Below are 18,847 nucleotides of genomic sequence, written 5' to 3'. Positions count from 1 at the left end.
AACAAATATAAACTTTATAAAAAACAAAAGCCACCAAAATGGCAGCTTTTGAATCCAAATAATACATTTTATTATTGTTTAAAAACTTTTATTGTTTTAGTACTGCCGCCAGCAATCACCTTAACCAAATAAGACCCTCTGGATAAATTTGACATGTCAATTTTAGACAAATTCGAAGAAGAGGATTTTACCGAAACTTCTTGACCTAACATATTAAAAACTGTAACTTTAGAAATATCTTTACTGTATGAAATATTCAAAATGTTTCTCACAGGATTTGGAAAGGCATTGAAAGCTGCATTATCAAAACCTTTTGTTGATAACGCTTCACTACAAACTACTGCTCTAATTCTTCCTGCTTGCTCTTCCCCACATTGATCATCAGTATGAGAATAAAAACGTACTGCGCCTGTTAGTGTAGCATCCCATGTTAAAGGTGTAGTACCTGTTATAATAGAAGTATCACCAGCTTCATTGGAAATTGTAATAAAATCAGTTTCTCCACTAGTAAAAGTATAAGTATTGCCTGCGGTTACTTCTACAACTGAATATTCACCTGCATAACCATCTGGTACAATTTCATTTTCTGTGACACCATCACAAGTTTCAATAACATAATTCCCATCAGGATATTGGCTTCCTATCAAACAATATCCAGGAGGTGATTGAGTAGAAAAGCTCCAAACTGGACACTCTATTGATTCTCCTGCTAAATTAACTGAAATAACTTTCCAATAAAAAGTAGTGCTGTAATTAGATAAGTACAAATCGATTGAAGGTGTTGTAGTACTAGCAACAAAATCTGTAACAGCGTCAGGAGTTGACCCAGATAAAATAGTATAAAAAGTTGGGGCACTTCCGCTAGAAGGTACTGACCATGAAAATGTTGTTTCTCCTACAGGAACCGTAGCTTCATTAGCTGGAACAGGATTTGAAACACAATCAGGAGCAGATATATTGCTAATAAAATCAACTCCATCAATAACCCAACTATCTCCATCATTATTTTCCATAACAAAAGCTATGTAGATTGTTTGTCCAATATAAGCACTCAAATCAATCTTTTTTGAAGTCATATCCACTCCAAAATCTTCTTCTGTCTGTGTATCAACAATTGTAAACGAACTTATATCCGTTTGAGAAGTTGTAGAAACCCTTACTGTATAAGTAGACCCATATACATCTTCGTAATCTTGACCTTGATAGAACGCTAAGAATGTATTTGGTGCAGTTACAGTATATGCTGGAGAAACCAACCAATCTTCAGCCAATTCACCGTCACCTAAAGCCTCATATTCTACATAAGCTGCTTGCTCGCCCGTAGCTGCCCCAACTGTAGTTGATGTCCAATCACTTTCAACGCCAAGATCATTCACTCCTCTGAAAACTTGCCAACCATCTGGTGGAAAAGTTCCTTCAAAATCTTGAGGGAATTGTGCAAAAGCAGAAAATCCAACGAAAAGCATCAATAATAATGTAATTTTTTTCATAATTTAGTTCGTTTATGATTATTATTTGTAAAAATAAATAAAAAACTCGAGAAAAAATCTCGAGTTTTAACAATTAACAGAATTCTATAAATCCTTATTCAAACGATTCCAAAATTTCTTGGCTCACACCCATGTTAGAAAAACCACCATCGTTATATAAATTTTGAAGCGTTACCCTTTTTGTCAAATCGGAAAACATGGCAACAGTATAATTAGCACAGTCTAAGGCTGTAGCATTTCCTAAGGGAGACATTTTATCTGCATAAGTAATAAAGCCATTAAATCCCTTTACTCCCTGACCTGCCTTGGTAGGTGTTGGAGATTGAGAAATAGTATTGACTCTAACTTTTTTATCTTTTCCAAAAAAATACCCAAAACTTCTGGCTATTGATTCAAGAAAAGCTTTATTATCTGCCATATCATTGTAATCTGGAAAAACGCGCTGTGCAGCCATATAAGATAGTGCTACTATACTTCCCCACTCGTTCATCGCGTCTTTTTTGTAAAGAACTTGTAGCGCTTTGTGAAAAGAAACTGCCGATACATCCCAACCTTTTTGAGTAAAATCATAATTTTGATTGGTATAATGATTTCCTTTTCTAACATTGACTGACATGCCTATGGAATGCAAAACAAAATCAATTTTTCCACCTAAAATTTCAATAGACGTATCTACAAGCTGCTCTAAATCTTCAATTGATGTTGCATCTGCAGGAATAATTTTAGAATTTGTTTTTTCTGCTAATTGATCTATAGTACCCATTCTCATTGCTACAGGTGCGTTGGTTAAAACAAAAACACCTCCTTCTTCATGAACTCGCTCTGCCGTTTTCCATGCTATTGAATTCTCATCTAGAGCTCCAAAAATAATTCCTCTTTTCCCTTTTAATAAATTGTACATAATTGTGAAAATTAATTTTAATAGTATTCAAAAAAAACATCCTAATGTCTTAAAAATGAATTAAGATAATTAGGATGATATGTTGAATGATAACTAATTACGACCGTTTACTGAATACTCGGAATGGCAACTAATTCATTAGTATCTGCCTTGTAATCGACCTTTGGAACGTCAAAACCAAATAGATTATAAAAGTCTTTTCTGTATCCTTCTAAATCTCCTATTTCGTTTAAATTATCTGAGGTAGCTTCAATCCACAATTTGGCTACTTGATCTTGAACATCTTCCCTCATTTCCCAATCATCAATTCGAATTCTTCCTTTTTCGTCCAAAAGTATGGGTTTACCAGTATACAACCTTTCTTGATACAAACGCTGAATTTGCTCAATACAACCTTCGTGAATGCCTTTCTCTTTCATTATTTTATACAATAACGAAATATACAAAGGAATTACTGGTATCGCAGAACTAGCTTGGGTAACTAATGCTTTATTGACAGAAACATAAGCTTTACCATTAATAGAGGATATGCTGTCCGTAATTTCAAAAGCAGTCGCTTCTAAATGATCTTTTGCTCGTCCGATTGTTCCTTTTCTATATACAGCCTCAGTTAATGATGGTCCAATGTAAGAATAAGCTACTGTTACAGCTCCATCAGCTAGTAAATTTTCAGCTTTTAACGCATCAATCCACATGGACCAATCTTCACCACCCATTACAGCAATTGTGTTAAGAATATCTTCGTCATTACATGGTTCAATCGATACGTTTGATACCAATCCAGAGTGAAAATCAACGGTTTTATTTGAAAATGTTTGTCCAATTGGTTTTAAAACAGAACGATGCAATACTCCTGTCTTTGGATGAAGACGAGCTGGAGAAGCCAAACTATAAATGACCAAATCCACCTGCCCTAAATCAGCTTTTATCAGGTCTAATGTTTGTTTTTTTATTTCATCAGAAAAGGCATCACCATTGATACTTTTAGCATATAATCCTGCTTTGTGAGCTTCATTTTCAAAAGCCGCTGAATTATACCAGCCTGGTGAAGCCGTTTTTCCTTCCGTTGGTGGTTTTTCAAAAAACACTCCAATTGTTGCAGCATCTGAACCAAACGCACTTGTTATTCTTGATGCTAAACCAAAACCTGTCGAAGCTCCTATTACTAGTACTTTTTTTGCCCCGTTAATAGTTCCTTTTGATTGTACATATTCGATTTGATTGATGACATTTTGTTCACATCCTTTTGGGTGCGATGTTAAACAAATGAATCCCCTCATTCTTGGCTCTATAATCATACTTATATCGTTATTTTGTTTATGCTAAATTGAATTTATTGGATATTTAATTTTGTAAATATAGCTCATTTTTTTAGTCTAGCAAGGCTTTCGCATGATTTATGGCAGAATCTGATACCTGCATTCCTGACAGCATTTGAGCTATTTCGATAACCCTTTCTTCGCTAGATAACAATTTTAATTCGGAATGTGTTTGCTCATTGAAAACAGTTTTAAAGACTTTAAAATGTGTAGTCCCTTTTGCAGCAATTTGTGGAAGATGCGTAATAGTAAAAACCTGCATTGTTTTGCTCATTTCCTTCATTATATCTCCCATTTTGATAGCAATTTCACCAGAAACACCTGTGTCAATCTCATCAAAAATAATTGTTGGTAGTTTTGAATATTGGGCTAAAATAGCTTTTACAGCGAGCATTATTCTGGAAAGTTCTCCACCAGATGCCACTTTTTTTAATACTCCAAAATCAGAACCCTTATTCGCCGAAAATAAAAACTGTAATTCATCTTTACCATTCTTAAAATAGGTTGATGACGGATTAATTTCTATATTAAAACGAACATTTGGCATTCCGAGCTGTTCTAGGATTTGAATTAATTTTTCTGACAAAATAGGAATTGCTTTTACTCTATTTTCATGGATTACATTTGAAAGTTTATCCAATTGAAACTCATTTTCCTTGATGCTATTTTCTAAAGATGTTATTTGATTTTCTAAATCAGTAACTGAAATAACTTTTCTGTCTAACTCCTTTTGAATTTCAAGTAATTCTGGAATGGTTACAACTTGATGTTTCTTTTGAAGTGTATAAACTAACTGTAGTTTTTGGTTGATACTTTCCAGAAGTTCAGGATCATTTGTGAGATTTTCTAATTCATTATTCATTTCCTTTACAATATCATCCAATTCAATTAAAGCACTGTTCAATCGCTCAAATAAAGAATGATATACAGAAGAAAAACTAGATGCTTTTTGCAAAGCGATTTTCATTTCTTTTAAATTATGTAATACTCCAAATTGCTCTTCATTGGCTAATAATGAGGCTTTTACCAAATTTTCTTTGATGACTTCAACATTAGTAAGTTTTTCTAAAGTAGCTTCTAATTCTGATTGGTCACAAGAGATCAAATCCGCTTCTAGCAATTCTTGTAGCAGAAATGAATTATAATCTTGTTCTTTTAAAGCTTGTTGCATTTGAGAACGCAATAGTACTAAATCGCTTTTTTGTTTTTTGAAAGACTTTAAAAAAAGTTCATATTGAGCAATTGAATCCTGATTGTTAGCAATAGAATCGATAATTTGGAACTGAAAATCTTCTTCAGACAATTCTTGTGTTTGATGTTGAGAGTGAATATCAATCAAAAACAAACTCAAATCTTGTAATTCTTGAAGATTTACTGGAGTATCATTGATAAAAGCTCGGGATTTTCCTGATGGTAAAATTTCTCGCCTTATGATAGTTTCATCTTCATAATCTAAATCATTAGATGAAAAAAAGGATTGTAAATGGTAGTTTGCTATTTGAAAATGAGCTTCAATGATACACTTCTCGTTTTTATTTTTTAGAGAAGTCAAATCGGCTCTTTTTCCTAAGACTAATCCTAAAGCACCTAGCAAAATGGATTTACCAGCACCTGTCTCACCAGTTATTGTCGAAAATCCACTAGAAAAATCGATAGACAATTTTTCAATCAAGGCAAAGTTTTCAATAGAAAGTGAGGTTATCATTTACAGTTGTTCAAAAATGTAAGGCACTATGAATAAATTAGCAACTAGTATCTTATTTCAACCCATTTGGTTGAATTTGTAGGTGAAACTCTATTTAAATTTTCTACCAAATCATCTATAGTAACACTTGGTCCACCAGAAAAAATAGAAACAATTTCATCAGATTTGGCATCAAAAAATATCCTAGTTAAAAAAGCGTTTGGTCTTACAGAATTAATCTTTGAAAACATTTTAATCGCTGTTTTAACCTCAGTTTTTGCAGATTTCAAATCTTTAGTCATTGTATCTAAACCAAGCATGTGATAATGAAACATTGCTTCTCTAAAAGGACTATAAGTATTTGATAATAAATCATTGATTAAATGAAATCTATTTTGATTGCCATCGCCTTGAGACCATCCCTTGTAGCCACTTGTTTGAGCTACACTAGCAATCTCTTGTGCTGTCTCAAAACTTGAAGTACCTCCTTTAGAAGAAAAAGTATCAGCATCCATTCCCATAATGATATAACTGTAAAACGAAATTACAGAAACCAAATTAGAGTCGAATGTTGCTGGGTTAAAATTTAGATTTTGAAACTCAGTGTAAGAAAAATTAAAATCCTTATCGTTATAATTAAAAATTGGAGATGAGTAACTAGAATTAAAAACAGGTCTTGAAGACTGAACTTGAATTGTGGCTGTAAAATTTTGAGAATCGTATGAAGTAATATTGATAAACATCGAACAGTTTATCTTTTCATTTTGCTTGTAAACCTGACTTGTCCAATTAGTCTTATTAATGAAATCAGTTAATGATTTTTCAAGTGTTTTAAACACCTGATTATTGGTTATTGCTACTTGCTCTGCATTAACTTTTACAATACAATTCAGCTCTTGAGCCTCTACAAAAGTTATGGTAAAGAATAAAATAAAACTTAAAACCTTATTCATAGTGAACTATAATTTTATTAATAATGTCAGTTGCAACATCTTCTTTCGATTTTAATTGCTTGTGCTCAATAGTAAAATGTTTGTCTATAAAGGTAACCTTATTTGTTGATTTTCCAAATCCTGCGCCTTCATCATTCATAGAATTAAGAACAATCAAATCTAGGTTTTTTTTCTGAATTTTTGCCTTTGCATTTTCTATTTCATTTTCAGTTTCTAAGGCAAAGCCAATTAAAAACTGATTTTTCTTGATTTTCCCTAGAGATTCTAAAATATCTTTTGTCTTTTCCAACTCTATTGAAAAATTAGCATCGGATTTTTTTATTTTTTGACTAGCCACTGTTTTTGGTCGGTAATCCGCAACGGCAGCTGCAGCAATAGCAACGTCAACTTCATCAAAATACAAGTGACAAGCATCATACATTTGCTGGGCAGAAACTACGGGAACTTGTTTAATTTTTTCATTCGCAACTTTACAATGAGTTGGTCCAGAAACCAAAATAACTTCAGCTCCAAAACGTGCAGCACTTTCAGCAATATCAAAACCCATTTTTCCTGAAGAATGATTTCCTATAAAACGTACAGGATCTATAGCTTCGTATGTAGGTCCAGCAGTTATTAGAATTTTTTTTCCTTTTAAGGGTAATTTACTTTCAAAATCGGCTTCCAGAAAAGCTATAATATTTTCTGGTTCGGCCATTCTTCCTTCACCCGATAAACCACTCGCCAATTCACCACTTTCAGCAGGAATAATGATATTTCCGAAAGCTTTTAATGCTTTAAAACTAGCAATTGTTGAAGGGTGTTTGTACATGTCTAAGTCCATTGCTGGAGCAAAATAAACAGGACACTTTGCAGATAAATACGTAGCAATCAAAAGATTATCACAATTTCCATTGACCATCTTTGATAATGTGTTTGCTGTGGCTGGTGCGATAAGAATAAAATCAGCCCATAGTGCTAAATCAACATGGTTATTCCATTGAGCACCCTCTTCCTCTTCATTGTAGAAAGTAGAATGTACAGGATTTTTAGAAAGTGTAGATAATGTGAGGGGAGTTATAAAATCTTTAGAAGCAGGTGTCATAATCACTTGGACCTGAGCACCTGCTTTTATAAAAAGTCTAACCAAATGAGCTGTTTTATATGCGGCAATTCCGCCAGAAATACCCAGCACTACTTTTTTACCGCTTAAAACTGACATTTTGTTATTTGTTAGCGTCTCTGTAATAGATTTTATCGTCAAGCCATTCTTGAACAGCTAGAGCGTGAGATTTTGGTAGTTTTTCATAAAATTTAGAAACTTCAATTTGTTCTTTGTTTTCAAAAACTTCCTCCAAACTATCGTTGTACGTTGCAAACTCATCTAACTTTTCAGTTAATTCTTTTTTAATCTCAGAGTTGATTTGATTTGCACGTTTAGCCATAATTGTTATCGCTTCATACACATTTCCAGTTGGTTCTTCAATAACGCTTTTATTATAGGTTATTGTGTTCACTGGAGCATTCGTCTTTTTTAAATCCATGACTTTAATTTATTTAGAAAATTGTTGTAAATCTTTATCTATTCTAGCTAACATTTCATCAGCTTTTGCTTTGTATTCTTTATTTTCGCTGGAACGTATCAAATTATTATAGGCAATTTTAGCATTATTCAAGCGCTCTTCCATTTTTGAAGGAACACTATTAATGGCCAGTTGATAGGAAGAATCGAGTTTGTAAAATAAAGCTTCTTCTTTGTAAATGGTACCTGGATAATCAGAAATAAAATTATCTAAGGCTACCAATGCCGATTTATGATCTGAAATCGTGTTGTATTGCTTTGCGTTTTCAAAAACTTTCTTTTCTATTTTATCGGTAAGTTTCTTTAAATCTGCATTTGCTTCATCTAGATAAACAGAATTTGGATATACATCTATAAATTCTTGTAATTTATTGATAGCCTTATTAGTATCAGTTTGATCTAGACTGTACACAGGAGACAATTTAGAATAACTTTTTGCACCTAAAAAAGAGGCCTCTTCCACTTTTTCGCTTTTTGGATAACTAGAAGCAAAACTTTCAAATTGATAGCCCGCTAAATAATATTGATGTGTTTTATAATAAGATTGTGAAAACATATAAAACATTTTTTCAGCTTGAGGCTTGCCTCTGTAAGCAGGCGCAATTTCTTCAAAAAGACGAATCGCTTTAGCATATTTTCCTTCTTCATAAAGCTTCGAGGCCATCTCAAACTTAACAGATACATCCTCAGATTTTAATGCTTTCTGATAATCGCTACAGGAGTAGAAGAAAACTACAACAAGCAATAAACTTAAAATTTTATTTTTTTTCACTTAGAAGAATCTGAATTATTTGTACGTTTTTTAAATTTCAAAAAACCAACTGCAAATTTAGTCAATAATTAGAGACTACAAAATATTTTTTTGCCTAAGAAATTTAATTCAAATTATTGATTCTAGATACTTCTTGGTGCAATCGTTTTGCCAACTCTTCATCAACATTTACAAGTGGTAATCGAACTGTATTTTCTGATAGGCCAAGTGCTTTAAATATCTCTTTTATTCCAGCTGGATTACCTTGTTCAAAAATCATATCAATACTATCTGCCAAAAGGTACTGCAACTGATACGCTTCGTCCACTCGTCTGTTTAAGGCCAAATGTACCATTTCTGAAGTTTGTTTTGGGAAACCCTCACCAATAACTGATATCACTCCACTTCCACCTGCTAAAATAATAGGTAACGTTACATCATCATCACCTGAAATGATTAGAAAATCCTTTGGTTTATTTTGAATCAATTTCATTGCTTGGACAATATCTCCAGATGCTTCTTTGATAGCAACAATATTTTTAAAATCATTGGCCAATCGAATTACTGTTGATGGCAACATATTACTTGCTGTTCGTCCAGGAACATTGTATAGAATTACAGGTATTGGCGATGCTTGGGCTATTGCTTTAAAATGCTGATATATTCCTTCTTGAGAAGGCTTATTATAATAAGGTGAAACAGAGAGTATTGCTGCAAATTTAGAAAAATCTCTGGTTTGCAGTTCAGTCACTATCTCTCGAGTATCGTTACCTCCTACTCCCAGAACTAAGGGTAATTTATCATTATTAGCGTCAATAATAGTTTGAATTACTAGTTCTTTTTCTTCCTCATTCAGAGTAGCATTTTCAGCTGTAGTTCCAAGAACCACCAGATAGTCTACTCCGTTATCTATCTGATAATTTACTATTGCTTTTAAAGCCTCTACATCAACAGATAAATCTTTCTTAAAGGGTGTAACTAGTGCAACTCCAGTTCCAATTAATGATTGCATATTATATTTTGTTTAATATTTTTAAGTACTTAAATAATTCTTCTATAAAAATTTGATAATTCTCTGCATTAGTGTTAATCATAAAATGATTTAATTTTTTATCAATTGATGAAAAACCTACTTTAAAACTAGCTTTAGATTGGTTACTAACTAACAACAAAGCTGATTTTTCAGTGTCATAATAATTGATTAATAAATCAAATTTTTGAGCTATGAAATCTTTAACTTCAGATTTGTCAAAAGTTGCCGTCCAACTCAAATCTTTATGACTAAATGTTGGATAATCGAAAACCTCATTCTTTTTTATTTTGTCTTTAAAGACTAGTATTTTGATGTTGTTTTCTACTATTCCATTTTTAACCAATTCCTGTACTAATGCCTCTTTTTCATAGAAATAAGATTCATCAAAAACAATCCCAACTGTTTTTATGTAATCATCAGACTCAATGGTTTTTACATTTGAAATCGTGTCTTTAACAATTTTTTTTGTGAAAAAATTCTTGAGATAATTTAAAAACATAGTACATTTACTTGAATTACAAAATTACTTAAATAAGTTGCAAACTAAGATGGCAAAACTAAAAAACTATAACTCATTATTACAACATTTTGTTATATTCTTAACACTTCTTCTTTTTGTTTCTTGTGCAAATACTCCATTATTTGTTAGCAGAATTGAAGGTAAAAAAATTGGCATTACCAATGAAAATATAGATTTAGCAACATTTGAAGATGTTATAAAGCCTTACAGAGAAAACATCGATAAAGATTTGAATACAGTTTTGGCCTATGCTCCTGAAACGATAGACAAGACGGGAGAATGGCAATCGTCAATTGGCAATTTGCTTGCTGATGTTACTTTAGAAAGGAGCAATTCTATTTTCAATAAAAGAGAACAAAAAAACATTGATATATGCCTACTTAATCACGGAGGGATTCGTTCAATTATCCCTAAGGGAGCTGTTACTACGCGAGTAGCATTTGAAATTATGCCTTTTGAAAATGCAGCAATTGTTGTAGCGCTGAAGGGTGAACAAATACTTGAAATTGCCAACTATATAATCACGGAAAAAAAACCACATCCATTGTCAGGTTTGACTTTTACCATAGGAAAAGATGCTACAGCCAAGAATATACTGATTCAAGGCAAGCCTCTTGAAAATGAAATGGTGTATTATGTTGTAACTTCAGACTATTTGGCCAATGGTGGTGATAATATGAATTTCTTTAAAAAAGGTGTTACTAACTATCCCATAGACTACAAACTAAGAAACATATTAATTGACTATTTTAAAGAAGTAGACACAATTCCTCTCGTTAAAGATAAAAGAATAAGTGTTGAATAATTTTAAAAAAATTATCGAGTAAATACCACCAAAATAATATGAAATGAGCATTATTTCAAATTTGTCGCTAACAACAATAATGATATGCAAATTACATATGACCGATGAAAAACAATAAATTCAGCATATGAAAAGAAGAGATTTCATTCAAAAAACTGCCGCAAGTACTGCTCTTATGGGTTTAGGGTTATCGTTGAGTAGCTTTGAAACATTAAAAAAGAAACACTTGACTATTCTTCATACTAATGATGTACATAGTTATATTGACCCATTTCCAGCAAATCATCCGAAAAACCCTAATATGGGTGGAGTAGCAAGAAGAGCAGCCTTAATTGATAGCATCAGAAAAGAGAATTCGAATGTTTTACTGTTGGATGCAGGTGATATTTTTCAAGGTACTCCCTATTTCAACTATTATGGTGGCGAATTGGAACTGAAATTAATGAGCATGATGAAATATGATTTGGCAACTTTAGGCAATCACGATTTTGACAATGGAATTGATGGTTTCTATTCCCAGATGCACAATGCAAATTTTGATTTTGTTTCTGCAAATTATGATTTTAAGAACACCGTTTTAAATGGAATTGTAAAACCTTATAAAATAATATACAAAGACGGGATTAAAGTCGGAATCTTTGGACTTGGTGTAGAATTGGCTGGACTTGTCGATAAAAAAAACTACAAGGAAACAGTGTATCTGAATCCTGTTGAGATTTCTCAGGATATGGCACGAATTTTAAAACATGATAAAAAATGTGATTTAGTTATTTGCCTATCACACATAGGGTACCAATATAAAAATGAGCCAGATAAAATTTGTGACTTAAAATTGGCAACCCTTACTAATGATATTGATTTAATTATTGGTGGGCATACACACACTTTTTTAGAAAAACCCACAGTTGTAAAAAATGCTGATGACAAAGATGTTATTGTCAATCAAGTTGGATGCTATGGTATTAACCTCGGAAGAATCGATTTTTACTTTGACAATGATCAATCAAAACTACATGAAGGTAAAGCTATTGTTGTCTGACTTGTTCCTCTGATTCGACAACAAATTTATAAAATGCATAGTGTGCAGATGAAAAAATTAAAGCAGATAAAGGTTGAAAAACAATATTTGTGATGTAATACTTTTGAAACATAAATAAAAACACCAATACCATAAATAACAACGCACTTATTATCAACCATGAATTCTGTTTATTGTCGTCCATCACAAAATTTGATAATGCAATACCGCTGAAAATTGAAATGAAAAAACCATTTGCAACCACTGGGTAAAAACTAGTTGAACTTGTACTTATGGTTAAATTTATCAAACCTGAAAAAATAAAAACAAACGGTAGTGTGGCTAAAACTAGTGGAAAAATTAAAACTTTATCTGTTAGTTGTATTATCGTTAAAATGGAAAGTATCCTGTAAATCATAAAAGAGATTATCCCAAACAATAAAAAGTTTTGCTCCGTAGAGATAAATAGAATATTTGAAACTAAAGCAAAAAACAGCGAAATTAAATACCAAAAACTTCTGTTATTAGAGTGCAGCATATAAAGAGCAACTAAGCAAGGAATTAATAACGGCTTACTACAATACAATAAGCTTTTTATTTTAAAAGCCTCTGCAACAACTAAAACAACAGTTATCAAAAAATATATTTTGATAAATAATGCCGACTTATTGTTTTGTTTTAGATAATTCACCATGGCGATTCTCTTTTTATAGTAAGTTATTCTATTTCATTCTTTTCAGCTTCAATAACGAATTTATACAGAGTAAAATACGCAAAAATATTTAAAGTAATAATAATAGGTTTTATTACAGGTAAGGTCAAATCCGTCAAATAAAAACTTTGAATAAAAAGCATAAATCTAAGTCCAATAAACAAGAGAACGCTAATTAATAGCCAAGAATTTTGTCTGTTATCATCAACTATATAATTTGATACAGCTAGTCCTCCTAAAACAGATGTCAAAATATTGTGTGTCATTAAAAATTTAAAATCAACATATGAAGTCTCATTTGTTGTGGAAAACAGGTATAGAAAAATCAATAAAAAAGCAATAGAGACAATTGAAAGGTACAGATAATTTCTTTCCTTGACTAGCTTATAGATTAGTACTATAAGTACTATTTTTTGTAAAGTTGAGCAAATGACACCTACATACAATTTTGAGTCACAAAAAAGCGAACAGAGATTTTCTAGCAATAAAAAAAAGAGAACACCAAAAAAAAGAAAATTTCGCTTTGCAGATGACATGAAGTAAAGACCAATCAACAAAACGGGAATTGAAATAGTTGAAAATACGACTACTTCATTGAATATAAAATAAGCAAGAATCTCGTACAGCGCGATTATAAAATAAAAACTACTAATTACTGTAATTAGTGTCTTATCATTATTTTTCATCATAATTTAATTTGCTATAAAAGTACAAAAAACAAGGCTAATTTTTAAATAGCATTTCTAATTTCATAATATCTCCTTCTTTTTTCCTCAAAAACAACATATTCATAAAAAATGTATTGAGCAAAAACGTACAAAAGTGTCTGAATAGGTTGATAAAAGTGAATCGAAATTCGAGTCTTTAAAATTAAAACAAACTGAGATACAATAAAGAGCGTGATAGATATAAATAGATTTGTATTCGATCTATTAGGATGCATAATATAACTACTAGAAGCAAAGCCACCCAGAAAAATCATGCAAATACTCTGTAAAATAAACAAATAGTATATATTTTCTAATTGTTCATGGGCCATAACAATAAAAAAAGTATATCCTAATAAAAATGGAGCGCAACAAATAATGAAAAAAACTGAACTTGAAATTTTAGAAATTTTGTAAATCAAATAAACTATTGTTCCGAAAAAAAGCATAGAAAAAAAAGCACCAATAAGTATGAACTGGTAATGTGCAAACATTAGAAAGAAACCAGATAGCCATGCAAAAAGTAATGACGCAATGTAAATTAGATTAGGCTTTCGTCTTTTGATGAGATACATTATTAAAAGTAGGGGTATCAAAAAAGGTTTTGTTATGAGGACAAAAAAAGTACTCAAACTATATTCAGCCACTACTTCAACCAAAGCCATGAAAAGATATATGCCTAACAAACCGTTTACAAAACCATTTCTTCTTAATTCGCTCGACACTAATTTTATTTTTCCCATGATAATTATTTACCAATAATAAAACCTGATTTGCATTTAATTCAACTTGAATACTGTTAAAAAAACATAATTATTTAACAATATTAAGAAAAAAAAAGCTTTATAAACAATGAATAGTTGTAATTATAAAAAACTGTTTTCTAATTATTTAGGCTGTTGAAAATACTTAACCATAAAATAATAGGAAAAAACCTGGGTGCTGATACCCAAAACCTTAAAGGCTGTAAGAGGAAAATAAAAATTATGGATTAGATAAAATACATCCGAAAACACAAAGCAAATAGACATCAAAACTAGGTTAAAAAAAGAGTAGGATGGTTTCAAAATAAAATTGGTAAAAGTCAATAGCGTAACTACTCCTAGAACAATACCATAGACTATAAAATAGGAAAAATTAAATTGTACATCTTCAAATTTTAAATTCAAAATAGTCAGCATGAATCCACAAATTAAAAGAACTACAAGTACAATTTGCATACTTTTTTCTTTAATAAACTTGAATGAATCAAGATTACGAAGCATCATGAGTATCAATAGAATATAGACAAGCATGAAACAAATCATTGGAGTAATTTCTGTCAAATTATTATCTAGTATGTAATAAATTTCACCTATAAAACTCAATAAAAAAATGAATGCTTTTTTTACATCTAGCCGATAATTATTTTCAATAAAAAAATAAATAAAGATGGAAGGTACAACAATTGACTTTGCATAAATAGCTGACATATCATCACCCATCAGACTAAAAAAAATAGTCAATGCACAAACAAAAAAATAAAAAATCAATGAAGGTGTACTAACTTTCATTTACTAATTGTATAAAATCATCCTCAGATATAATTGGGATTTTTAACTGATTGGCTTTTTCTAATTTTGCAGGTCCCATATTCTCTCCAGCAACTACATAATCGGTTTTTGCAGAGATTGAACTTCCTACTTTTCCACCATTATCTTCAATAGCTTTTTTTAAATCGTCTCTAGAAAATTTTTCGAAAACCCCAGAAACTACAAACGTTTTACCCGATAGTTTGTCGGTCGCATTGGGATTTACTTTTTCAACTACCTCAAATTGAACGCCGTATTGTTTCAAACGTTCTATGATGATTCTATTTTCTTCATTTGCAAAAAAATCAATCACACTTTGAGCGATTCTATCGCCAATTTCGTCTACTAAAATTAAATCCATTATTGTAGCATGACTTAAAGCATCGATATTCTTATAATGCCTTGCTAGTTTCTTGGCTACAGTTTCCCCTACATAACGAATTCCCAGGGCAAACAAAACATTTTCAAATGGAATGCCCTTAGATTTTTCAACACCTTTTACCAAATTTTCAGCCGATTTCTGAGCCATTCGTTCCAAAGGTAAAATTTGTTCAACGGTCAATTCATACAAATCCGCATAATTACGAACTAATCCGTTATTGAATAATAAAGCCACCGTCTCTCCTCCTAACCCTTCAATATCCATGGCTTTCCGAGAAATAAAATGCTGAATTCTACCAATAATTTGTGGTGGACATCCATAAAAATTAGGACAATAATGATTGGCTTCGCCTTCGGTTCTTACTAATTCCGTATTGCATTCAGGACAATGTGTAATGTATTGTGTAGGTGTAGAATTCTCTTGCCTTTTAGATAGGTCAACAACTATAATTTTTGGGATAATCTCTCCTCCTTTTTCAACAAAAACAGTATCTCCAATTCTGATATCCAATTTTTCTATTTGATCGGCATTATGTAGTGATGCTCTTTTGACTACTGTACCTGCTAGTTGTACAGGCTCTAAATTGGCAACAGGTGTTATGGCTCCTGTTCTTCCAACTTGATATGAAATAGAGTGAAGTTTTGTAGCTACCTGTTCAGATTTAAATTTATAAGCCATTGCCCAACGAGGAGATTTTGCGGTATAGCCTAGCTCCTCTTGGTACTGAAAACGATTCACCTTTACCACCACTCCATCAGTCTCATAGGGCAAATCATGTCTATGAACATCCCAATAATCAATATATTGAAATACTTGGTCTAAGGTATAAGCTAACTTTGCCTCTTTTGGCACTTTAAAGCCCCATTCTCTAGCAGTTTCTAATCCGTCATACTGTGTGTTAAAAGGTAAATTATTTCCAATTAAAAAATACAAAAGACAATCCAAAGGTCGTTTTGCTACTTCACTACTGTCTTGTAGTTTTAAACTCCCAGAGGCCGTATTTCTGGGATTAGAATAAGGAGTTTCACCGATTTCTATCAACTCTTGGTTCATTTTTTCAAAACCTTCAAACGGCAGAATGATTTCTCCTCGAATATCAAACTTTTCGGGATAATTGGTTCCGTTTAACTGTAACGGAATTGATTTAATCGTTTTAATGTTGGCGGTAACGTCATCGCCTTGAAATCCATCACCACGTGTAACAGCCCGTTTTAACTTTCCATTTTCATAAGTAATACTTATAGAGGCACCATCGTATTTTAATTCACATGTATATTCTATGACAACATTTCCTAAAACTTTCTGAATTCTGTTTTCCCAATCTATCAAATCCTCTTTTGAATAAGAATTATCTAAAGAATACATTCTATAGTCGTGAGCAACGGTTTTAAAATTTTTGGTAATCGCTCCTCCTACTCTCTGTGTAGGCGAATTTTCATCAAAATATTCTGGGTGTTTTGATTCTAAATCCTGAAGCTCTTTTAGTTTCAAATCAAATTCATAGTCTGAAATAGTTGGTTTGTCTAAAACATAATAATTATGATTGTGACGATTTAATTCCTCTCGCAACGATAAAATGGTTTGTTTACTATCCATGAAAATAAAAATTGGCTATTGTAGTATTTGAAAACGTGTACTAAAATAACCAATTTAAGGAAGCTTAACAAAAAAATTAAGAATCTATGATTGTTTTAATTTGTTTGTACAATTGACCATCACTCAAAAAAGAACCTTGCTGAATTAATTCAAAAATAGAAGTATTTCTTTCGTTGGTAAATTCTTTTCTTCCTACTTTCATTTCAATTGTCTCAGTAAACATATTATCGCTCAACCATTGCAATCCCTCTTTTGTCAGAAAATCAACTTCTGCCACCAATGATTTTAACACTATGGACTCAATGTAAGTATCAAAACATTGAAAAAGGAATATATGATTTTTAGAAAAGTTTTCTAAAAACTGTGCTCTAGTCAATACTCCATCCCAAATTAAATCGGAAAAGACATCCAGTTCTTGTTCTGCTACTTCAGGTTTTTCGATTTTCAAGGTATCCCATTCCGCTTTATCAATAGCTTGCGTGGCTAGAAAATTTATAAACTCGGGATGCAATTCTTCAAATTGTTCTTTAGTTAATCTCGAATATTTCATCATTAAAATTTTGAATCAAAATAATTTCAGTTGAAAACAAAAAAAATCCCGATCTCGTTTTAGAACGATACGGGATTTTTTAATTTAATTTATAGAATTATGCTTTCTCAGCGATAATTTCATAAGGTAAATCGATAACAACATCTCTGTGTAAACGAATAGATGCAGAATATTTACCAGTTCTTTTTACAATTCCGCTAGTGATGAATTTTCTATCAACAACATGACCTGCTTTTTCTAATGCTTCAGCAATGTCAGTGTTTGTTATTGAACCAAATAATTTTTCACCACCTGCTTTTGCAGCAATTTTTATTTCAAGAGCTTTTAATGTTTCAGCTAATGCTTTTGCATCGCTTACTATTTTAGCTTCTTTGTGTGCTTTTTGTTTTAAATTTTCAGCTAAAACTTTCTTTGCAGAAGGAGTTGCTAATTGAGCAAATCCTTGAGGAATTAAAAAGTTACGACCATAACCTGCTTTTACAGATACTACATCGTCTTTAAAGCCTACATTTTGAACGTCTTTTTTTAATATAATTTCCATGTTGATGTCCTTTGTTATTAGAAGTTAGCCCACCAATGGCGAGGCAACAACTTTATTAATTATTATTTTAGTAAATCTGCCACATATGGCATTAACGCTAAATGTCTTGCTCTTTTTACTGCTACAGACACTTTTCTTTGGTATTTCAATGAAGTTCCTGTTAAACGACGAGGAAGAATTTTACCTTGCTCGTTAACAAATTTCAATAAAAAGTCTGCATCTTTATAATCTACATACTTAATTCCTGACTTTTTGAAACGACAATACTTTTTAGTTTTGTTTGTTTCTATATTTAAAGGTGTAAGATATCTGATATCTCCATCTTTTTTTCCTGAAGCCGATTGTTGTAATGTTGCCATGATGTTACGCTTTTGCTGCTTTTAATTTAGTTCTTCTTCTTTCTGCCCAAGAAATAGCATGTTTATCCATACTTACAGTTAGGAAACGCATTACTCTTTCATCTCTTCTAAACTCAGTTTCAAAAGCAATAAGAACTTCTCCCGCTACCTTGAATTCGAATAAATGGTAAAAACCACTTTTCTTGTTTTGGATTTCGTAAGCCATCTTTTTCAAGCCCCAATCCTCTTTTGATATCATTTCTGCTCCTCTGGACGTAAGAAATTCTTCGAATTTGCTCACTGTTTCCTTTACCTGAACTTCAGATAAAACGGGATTTAAAATGAAAACAGTTTCATAATGATTCATAAAAATATTGTATTAAAATGTTAATTTTTGCAAAAGTAATCTTTTTTT

The 18,847-nt window shown here is 31.7% G+C and carries 21 protein-coding genes; 2 read left to right on the top strand and 19 right to left on the bottom strand.

The window, feature by feature from the left end; genetic code table 11:
• Positions 1 to 71: 71 nt before the first annotated feature.
• The 10 genes from AC23L6_RS07420 to AC23L6_RS07375 all read right to left on the bottom strand — a co-directional run bounded on the left by AC23L6_RS07420 (position 72) and on the right by AC23L6_RS07375 (position 10,191).
• Positions 72 to 1,490, bottom strand: a complete 1,419-nt coding sequence (locus AC23L6_RS07420; protein WP_487561310.1) for a choice-of-anchor J domain-containing protein — start codon at positions 1,488 to 1,490, stop codon at positions 72 to 74.
• A 94-nt stretch (positions 1,491 to 1,584) separates the two neighbouring features.
• Positions 1,585 to 2,394 (bottom strand): enoyl-ACP reductase FabI, encoded by an 810-nt coding sequence (locus AC23L6_RS07415; RefSeq protein WP_487561596.1) that lies wholly within the window; start codon positions 2,392 to 2,394, stop codon positions 1,585 to 1,587.
• 104 nt (positions 2,395 to 2,498) lie between these two features.
• A complete protein-coding gene (fabV, locus tag AC23L6_RS07410; RefSeq protein WP_487561311.1) occupies positions 2,499 to 3,689 on the bottom strand; it encodes an enoyl-ACP reductase FabV in 1,191 nt (396 codons plus the stop codon).
• Positions 3,690 to 3,762: 73 nt separating this feature from the next.
• Positions 3,763 to 5,415, bottom strand: a complete 1,653-nt coding sequence (recN, locus tag AC23L6_RS07405; protein ID WP_487561312.1) for a DNA repair protein RecN — start codon at positions 5,413 to 5,415, stop codon at positions 3,763 to 3,765.
• A 44-nt stretch (positions 5,416 to 5,459) separates the two neighbouring features.
• Positions 5,460 to 6,347 carry a type IX secretion system protein PorD gene (porD, locus tag AC23L6_RS07400; RefSeq protein WP_487561313.1) on the bottom strand — a complete coding sequence of 296 codons (888 nt, stop codon included), beginning with the start codon at positions 6,345 to 6,347 and terminating at the stop codon, positions 5,460 to 5,462.
• Complete coding sequence (gene coaBC, locus AC23L6_RS07395) at positions 6,340 to 7,548, bottom strand: bifunctional phosphopantothenoylcysteine decarboxylase/phosphopantothenate--cysteine ligase CoaBC (protein WP_487561314.1); 1,209 nt, start codon at positions 7,546 to 7,548, stop codon at positions 6,340 to 6,342. The genes porD and coaBC overlap by 8 nt, the downstream gene beginning before the upstream one ends.
• Positions 7,549 to 7,552: 4 nt before the next feature.
• A complete protein-coding gene (locus AC23L6_RS07390) occupies positions 7,553 to 7,870 on the bottom strand; it encodes a DNA-directed RNA polymerase subunit omega (protein ID WP_487561315.1) in 318 nt (105 codons plus the stop codon).
• Positions 7,871 to 7,879: 9 nt separating this feature from the next.
• Positions 7,880 to 8,680: an outer membrane protein assembly factor BamD gene (locus AC23L6_RS07385; protein ID WP_487561316.1), complete on the bottom strand. Its 801-nt coding sequence runs from the start codon at positions 8,678 to 8,680 to the stop codon at positions 7,880 to 7,882.
• Positions 8,681 to 8,783: 103 nt separating this feature from the next.
• The gene (gene dapA / locus AC23L6_RS07380; RefSeq protein WP_487561318.1) at positions 8,784 to 9,671 is read right to left on the bottom strand and encodes a 4-hydroxy-tetrahydrodipicolinate synthase; all 888 of its coding nucleotides are present in this window, start codon (positions 9,669 to 9,671) and stop codon (positions 8,784 to 8,786) included.
• A gap of 1 nt (position 9,672) precedes the next feature.
• Complete coding sequence (locus AC23L6_RS07375) at positions 9,673 to 10,191, bottom strand: DUF6913 domain-containing protein (RefSeq protein ID WP_487561319.1); 519 nt, start codon at positions 10,189 to 10,191, stop codon at positions 9,673 to 9,675.
• 49 nt (positions 10,192 to 10,240) lie between these two features.
• Between AC23L6_RS07375 and AC23L6_RS07370 the strand changes: the two genes are divergently transcribed.
• Both AC23L6_RS07370 and AC23L6_RS07365 read left to right on the top strand, forming a co-directional pair.
• On the top strand, positions 10,241 to 11,017 hold the full coding sequence (locus tag AC23L6_RS07370; protein ID WP_487561320.1) for a 5'-nucleotidase C-terminal domain-containing protein: 777 nt from the start codon (positions 10,241 to 10,243) through the stop codon (positions 11,015 to 11,017).
• A gap of 127 nt (positions 11,018 to 11,144) precedes the next feature.
• A complete protein-coding gene (locus AC23L6_RS07365) occupies positions 11,145 to 12,056 on the top strand; it encodes a metallophosphoesterase (RefSeq protein ID WP_487561321.1) in 912 nt (303 codons plus the stop codon).
• Here the strand turns inward: AC23L6_RS07365 and AC23L6_RS07360 are convergent.
• From AC23L6_RS07360 to rpsF, 9 genes are all read right to left on the bottom strand, one after another.
• Complete coding sequence (locus AC23L6_RS07360; RefSeq protein WP_487561322.1) at positions 12,043 to 12,729, bottom strand: lysoplasmalogenase family protein; 687 nt, start codon at positions 12,727 to 12,729, stop codon at positions 12,043 to 12,045. The two genes, AC23L6_RS07365 and AC23L6_RS07360, sit on opposite strands and share 14 nt — an antisense overlap.
• 23 nt (positions 12,730 to 12,752) lie before the next feature.
• Positions 12,753 to 13,436 carry a hypothetical protein gene (locus AC23L6_RS07355; protein WP_487561323.1) on the bottom strand — a complete coding sequence of 228 codons (684 nt, stop codon included), beginning with the start codon at positions 13,434 to 13,436 and terminating at the stop codon, positions 12,753 to 12,755.
• A 41-nt stretch (positions 13,437 to 13,477) separates the two neighbouring features.
• Entirely contained in the window at positions 13,478 to 14,197 is a 720-nt protein-coding gene (locus AC23L6_RS07350) for a lysoplasmalogenase family protein (protein WP_487561324.1), read from the bottom strand.
• Positions 14,198 to 14,341: 144 nt separating this feature from the next.
• Positions 14,342 to 15,007: a lysoplasmalogenase gene (locus AC23L6_RS07345; RefSeq protein WP_487561325.1), complete on the bottom strand. Its 666-nt coding sequence runs from the start codon at positions 15,005 to 15,007 to the stop codon at positions 14,342 to 14,344.
• On the bottom strand, positions 14,997 to 17,003 hold the full coding sequence (gene ligA, locus AC23L6_RS07340) for an NAD-dependent DNA ligase LigA (protein WP_487561326.1): 2,007 nt from the start codon (positions 17,001 to 17,003) through the stop codon (positions 14,997 to 14,999). Before ligA ends, AC23L6_RS07345 begins: the two co-directional genes overlap by 11 nt.
• Before the next feature lie 76 nt (positions 17,004 to 17,079).
• The gene (locus AC23L6_RS07335) at positions 17,080 to 17,553 is read right to left on the bottom strand and encodes a DUF6495 family protein (protein WP_487561597.1); all 474 of its coding nucleotides are present in this window, start codon (positions 17,551 to 17,553) and stop codon (positions 17,080 to 17,082) included.
• Between the two features lie 97 nt (positions 17,554 to 17,650).
• A complete protein-coding gene (gene rplI, locus AC23L6_RS07330; RefSeq protein WP_487561327.1) occupies positions 17,651 to 18,094 on the bottom strand; it encodes a 50S ribosomal protein L9 in 444 nt (147 codons plus the stop codon).
• A 62-nt stretch (positions 18,095 to 18,156) separates the two neighbouring features.
• Positions 18,157 to 18,453: a 30S ribosomal protein S18 gene (rpsR, locus tag AC23L6_RS07325; protein ID WP_026715037.1), complete on the bottom strand. Its 297-nt coding sequence runs from the start codon at positions 18,451 to 18,453 to the stop codon at positions 18,157 to 18,159.
• A 4-nt stretch (positions 18,454 to 18,457) separates the two neighbouring features.
• On the bottom strand, positions 18,458 to 18,799 hold the full coding sequence (rpsF, locus tag AC23L6_RS07320; RefSeq protein ID WP_487561330.1) for a 30S ribosomal protein S6: 342 nt from the start codon (positions 18,797 to 18,799) through the stop codon (positions 18,458 to 18,460).
• Between the last annotated feature and the right edge of the window lie 48 nt (positions 18,800 to 18,847).

The organism is Flavobacterium sp. R1_16, from assembly GCF_057652095.1.
The sequence above is the reverse complement of the archived record's forward strand: the minus strand, read 5'-3'. Positions and strand labels throughout refer to the sequence as shown.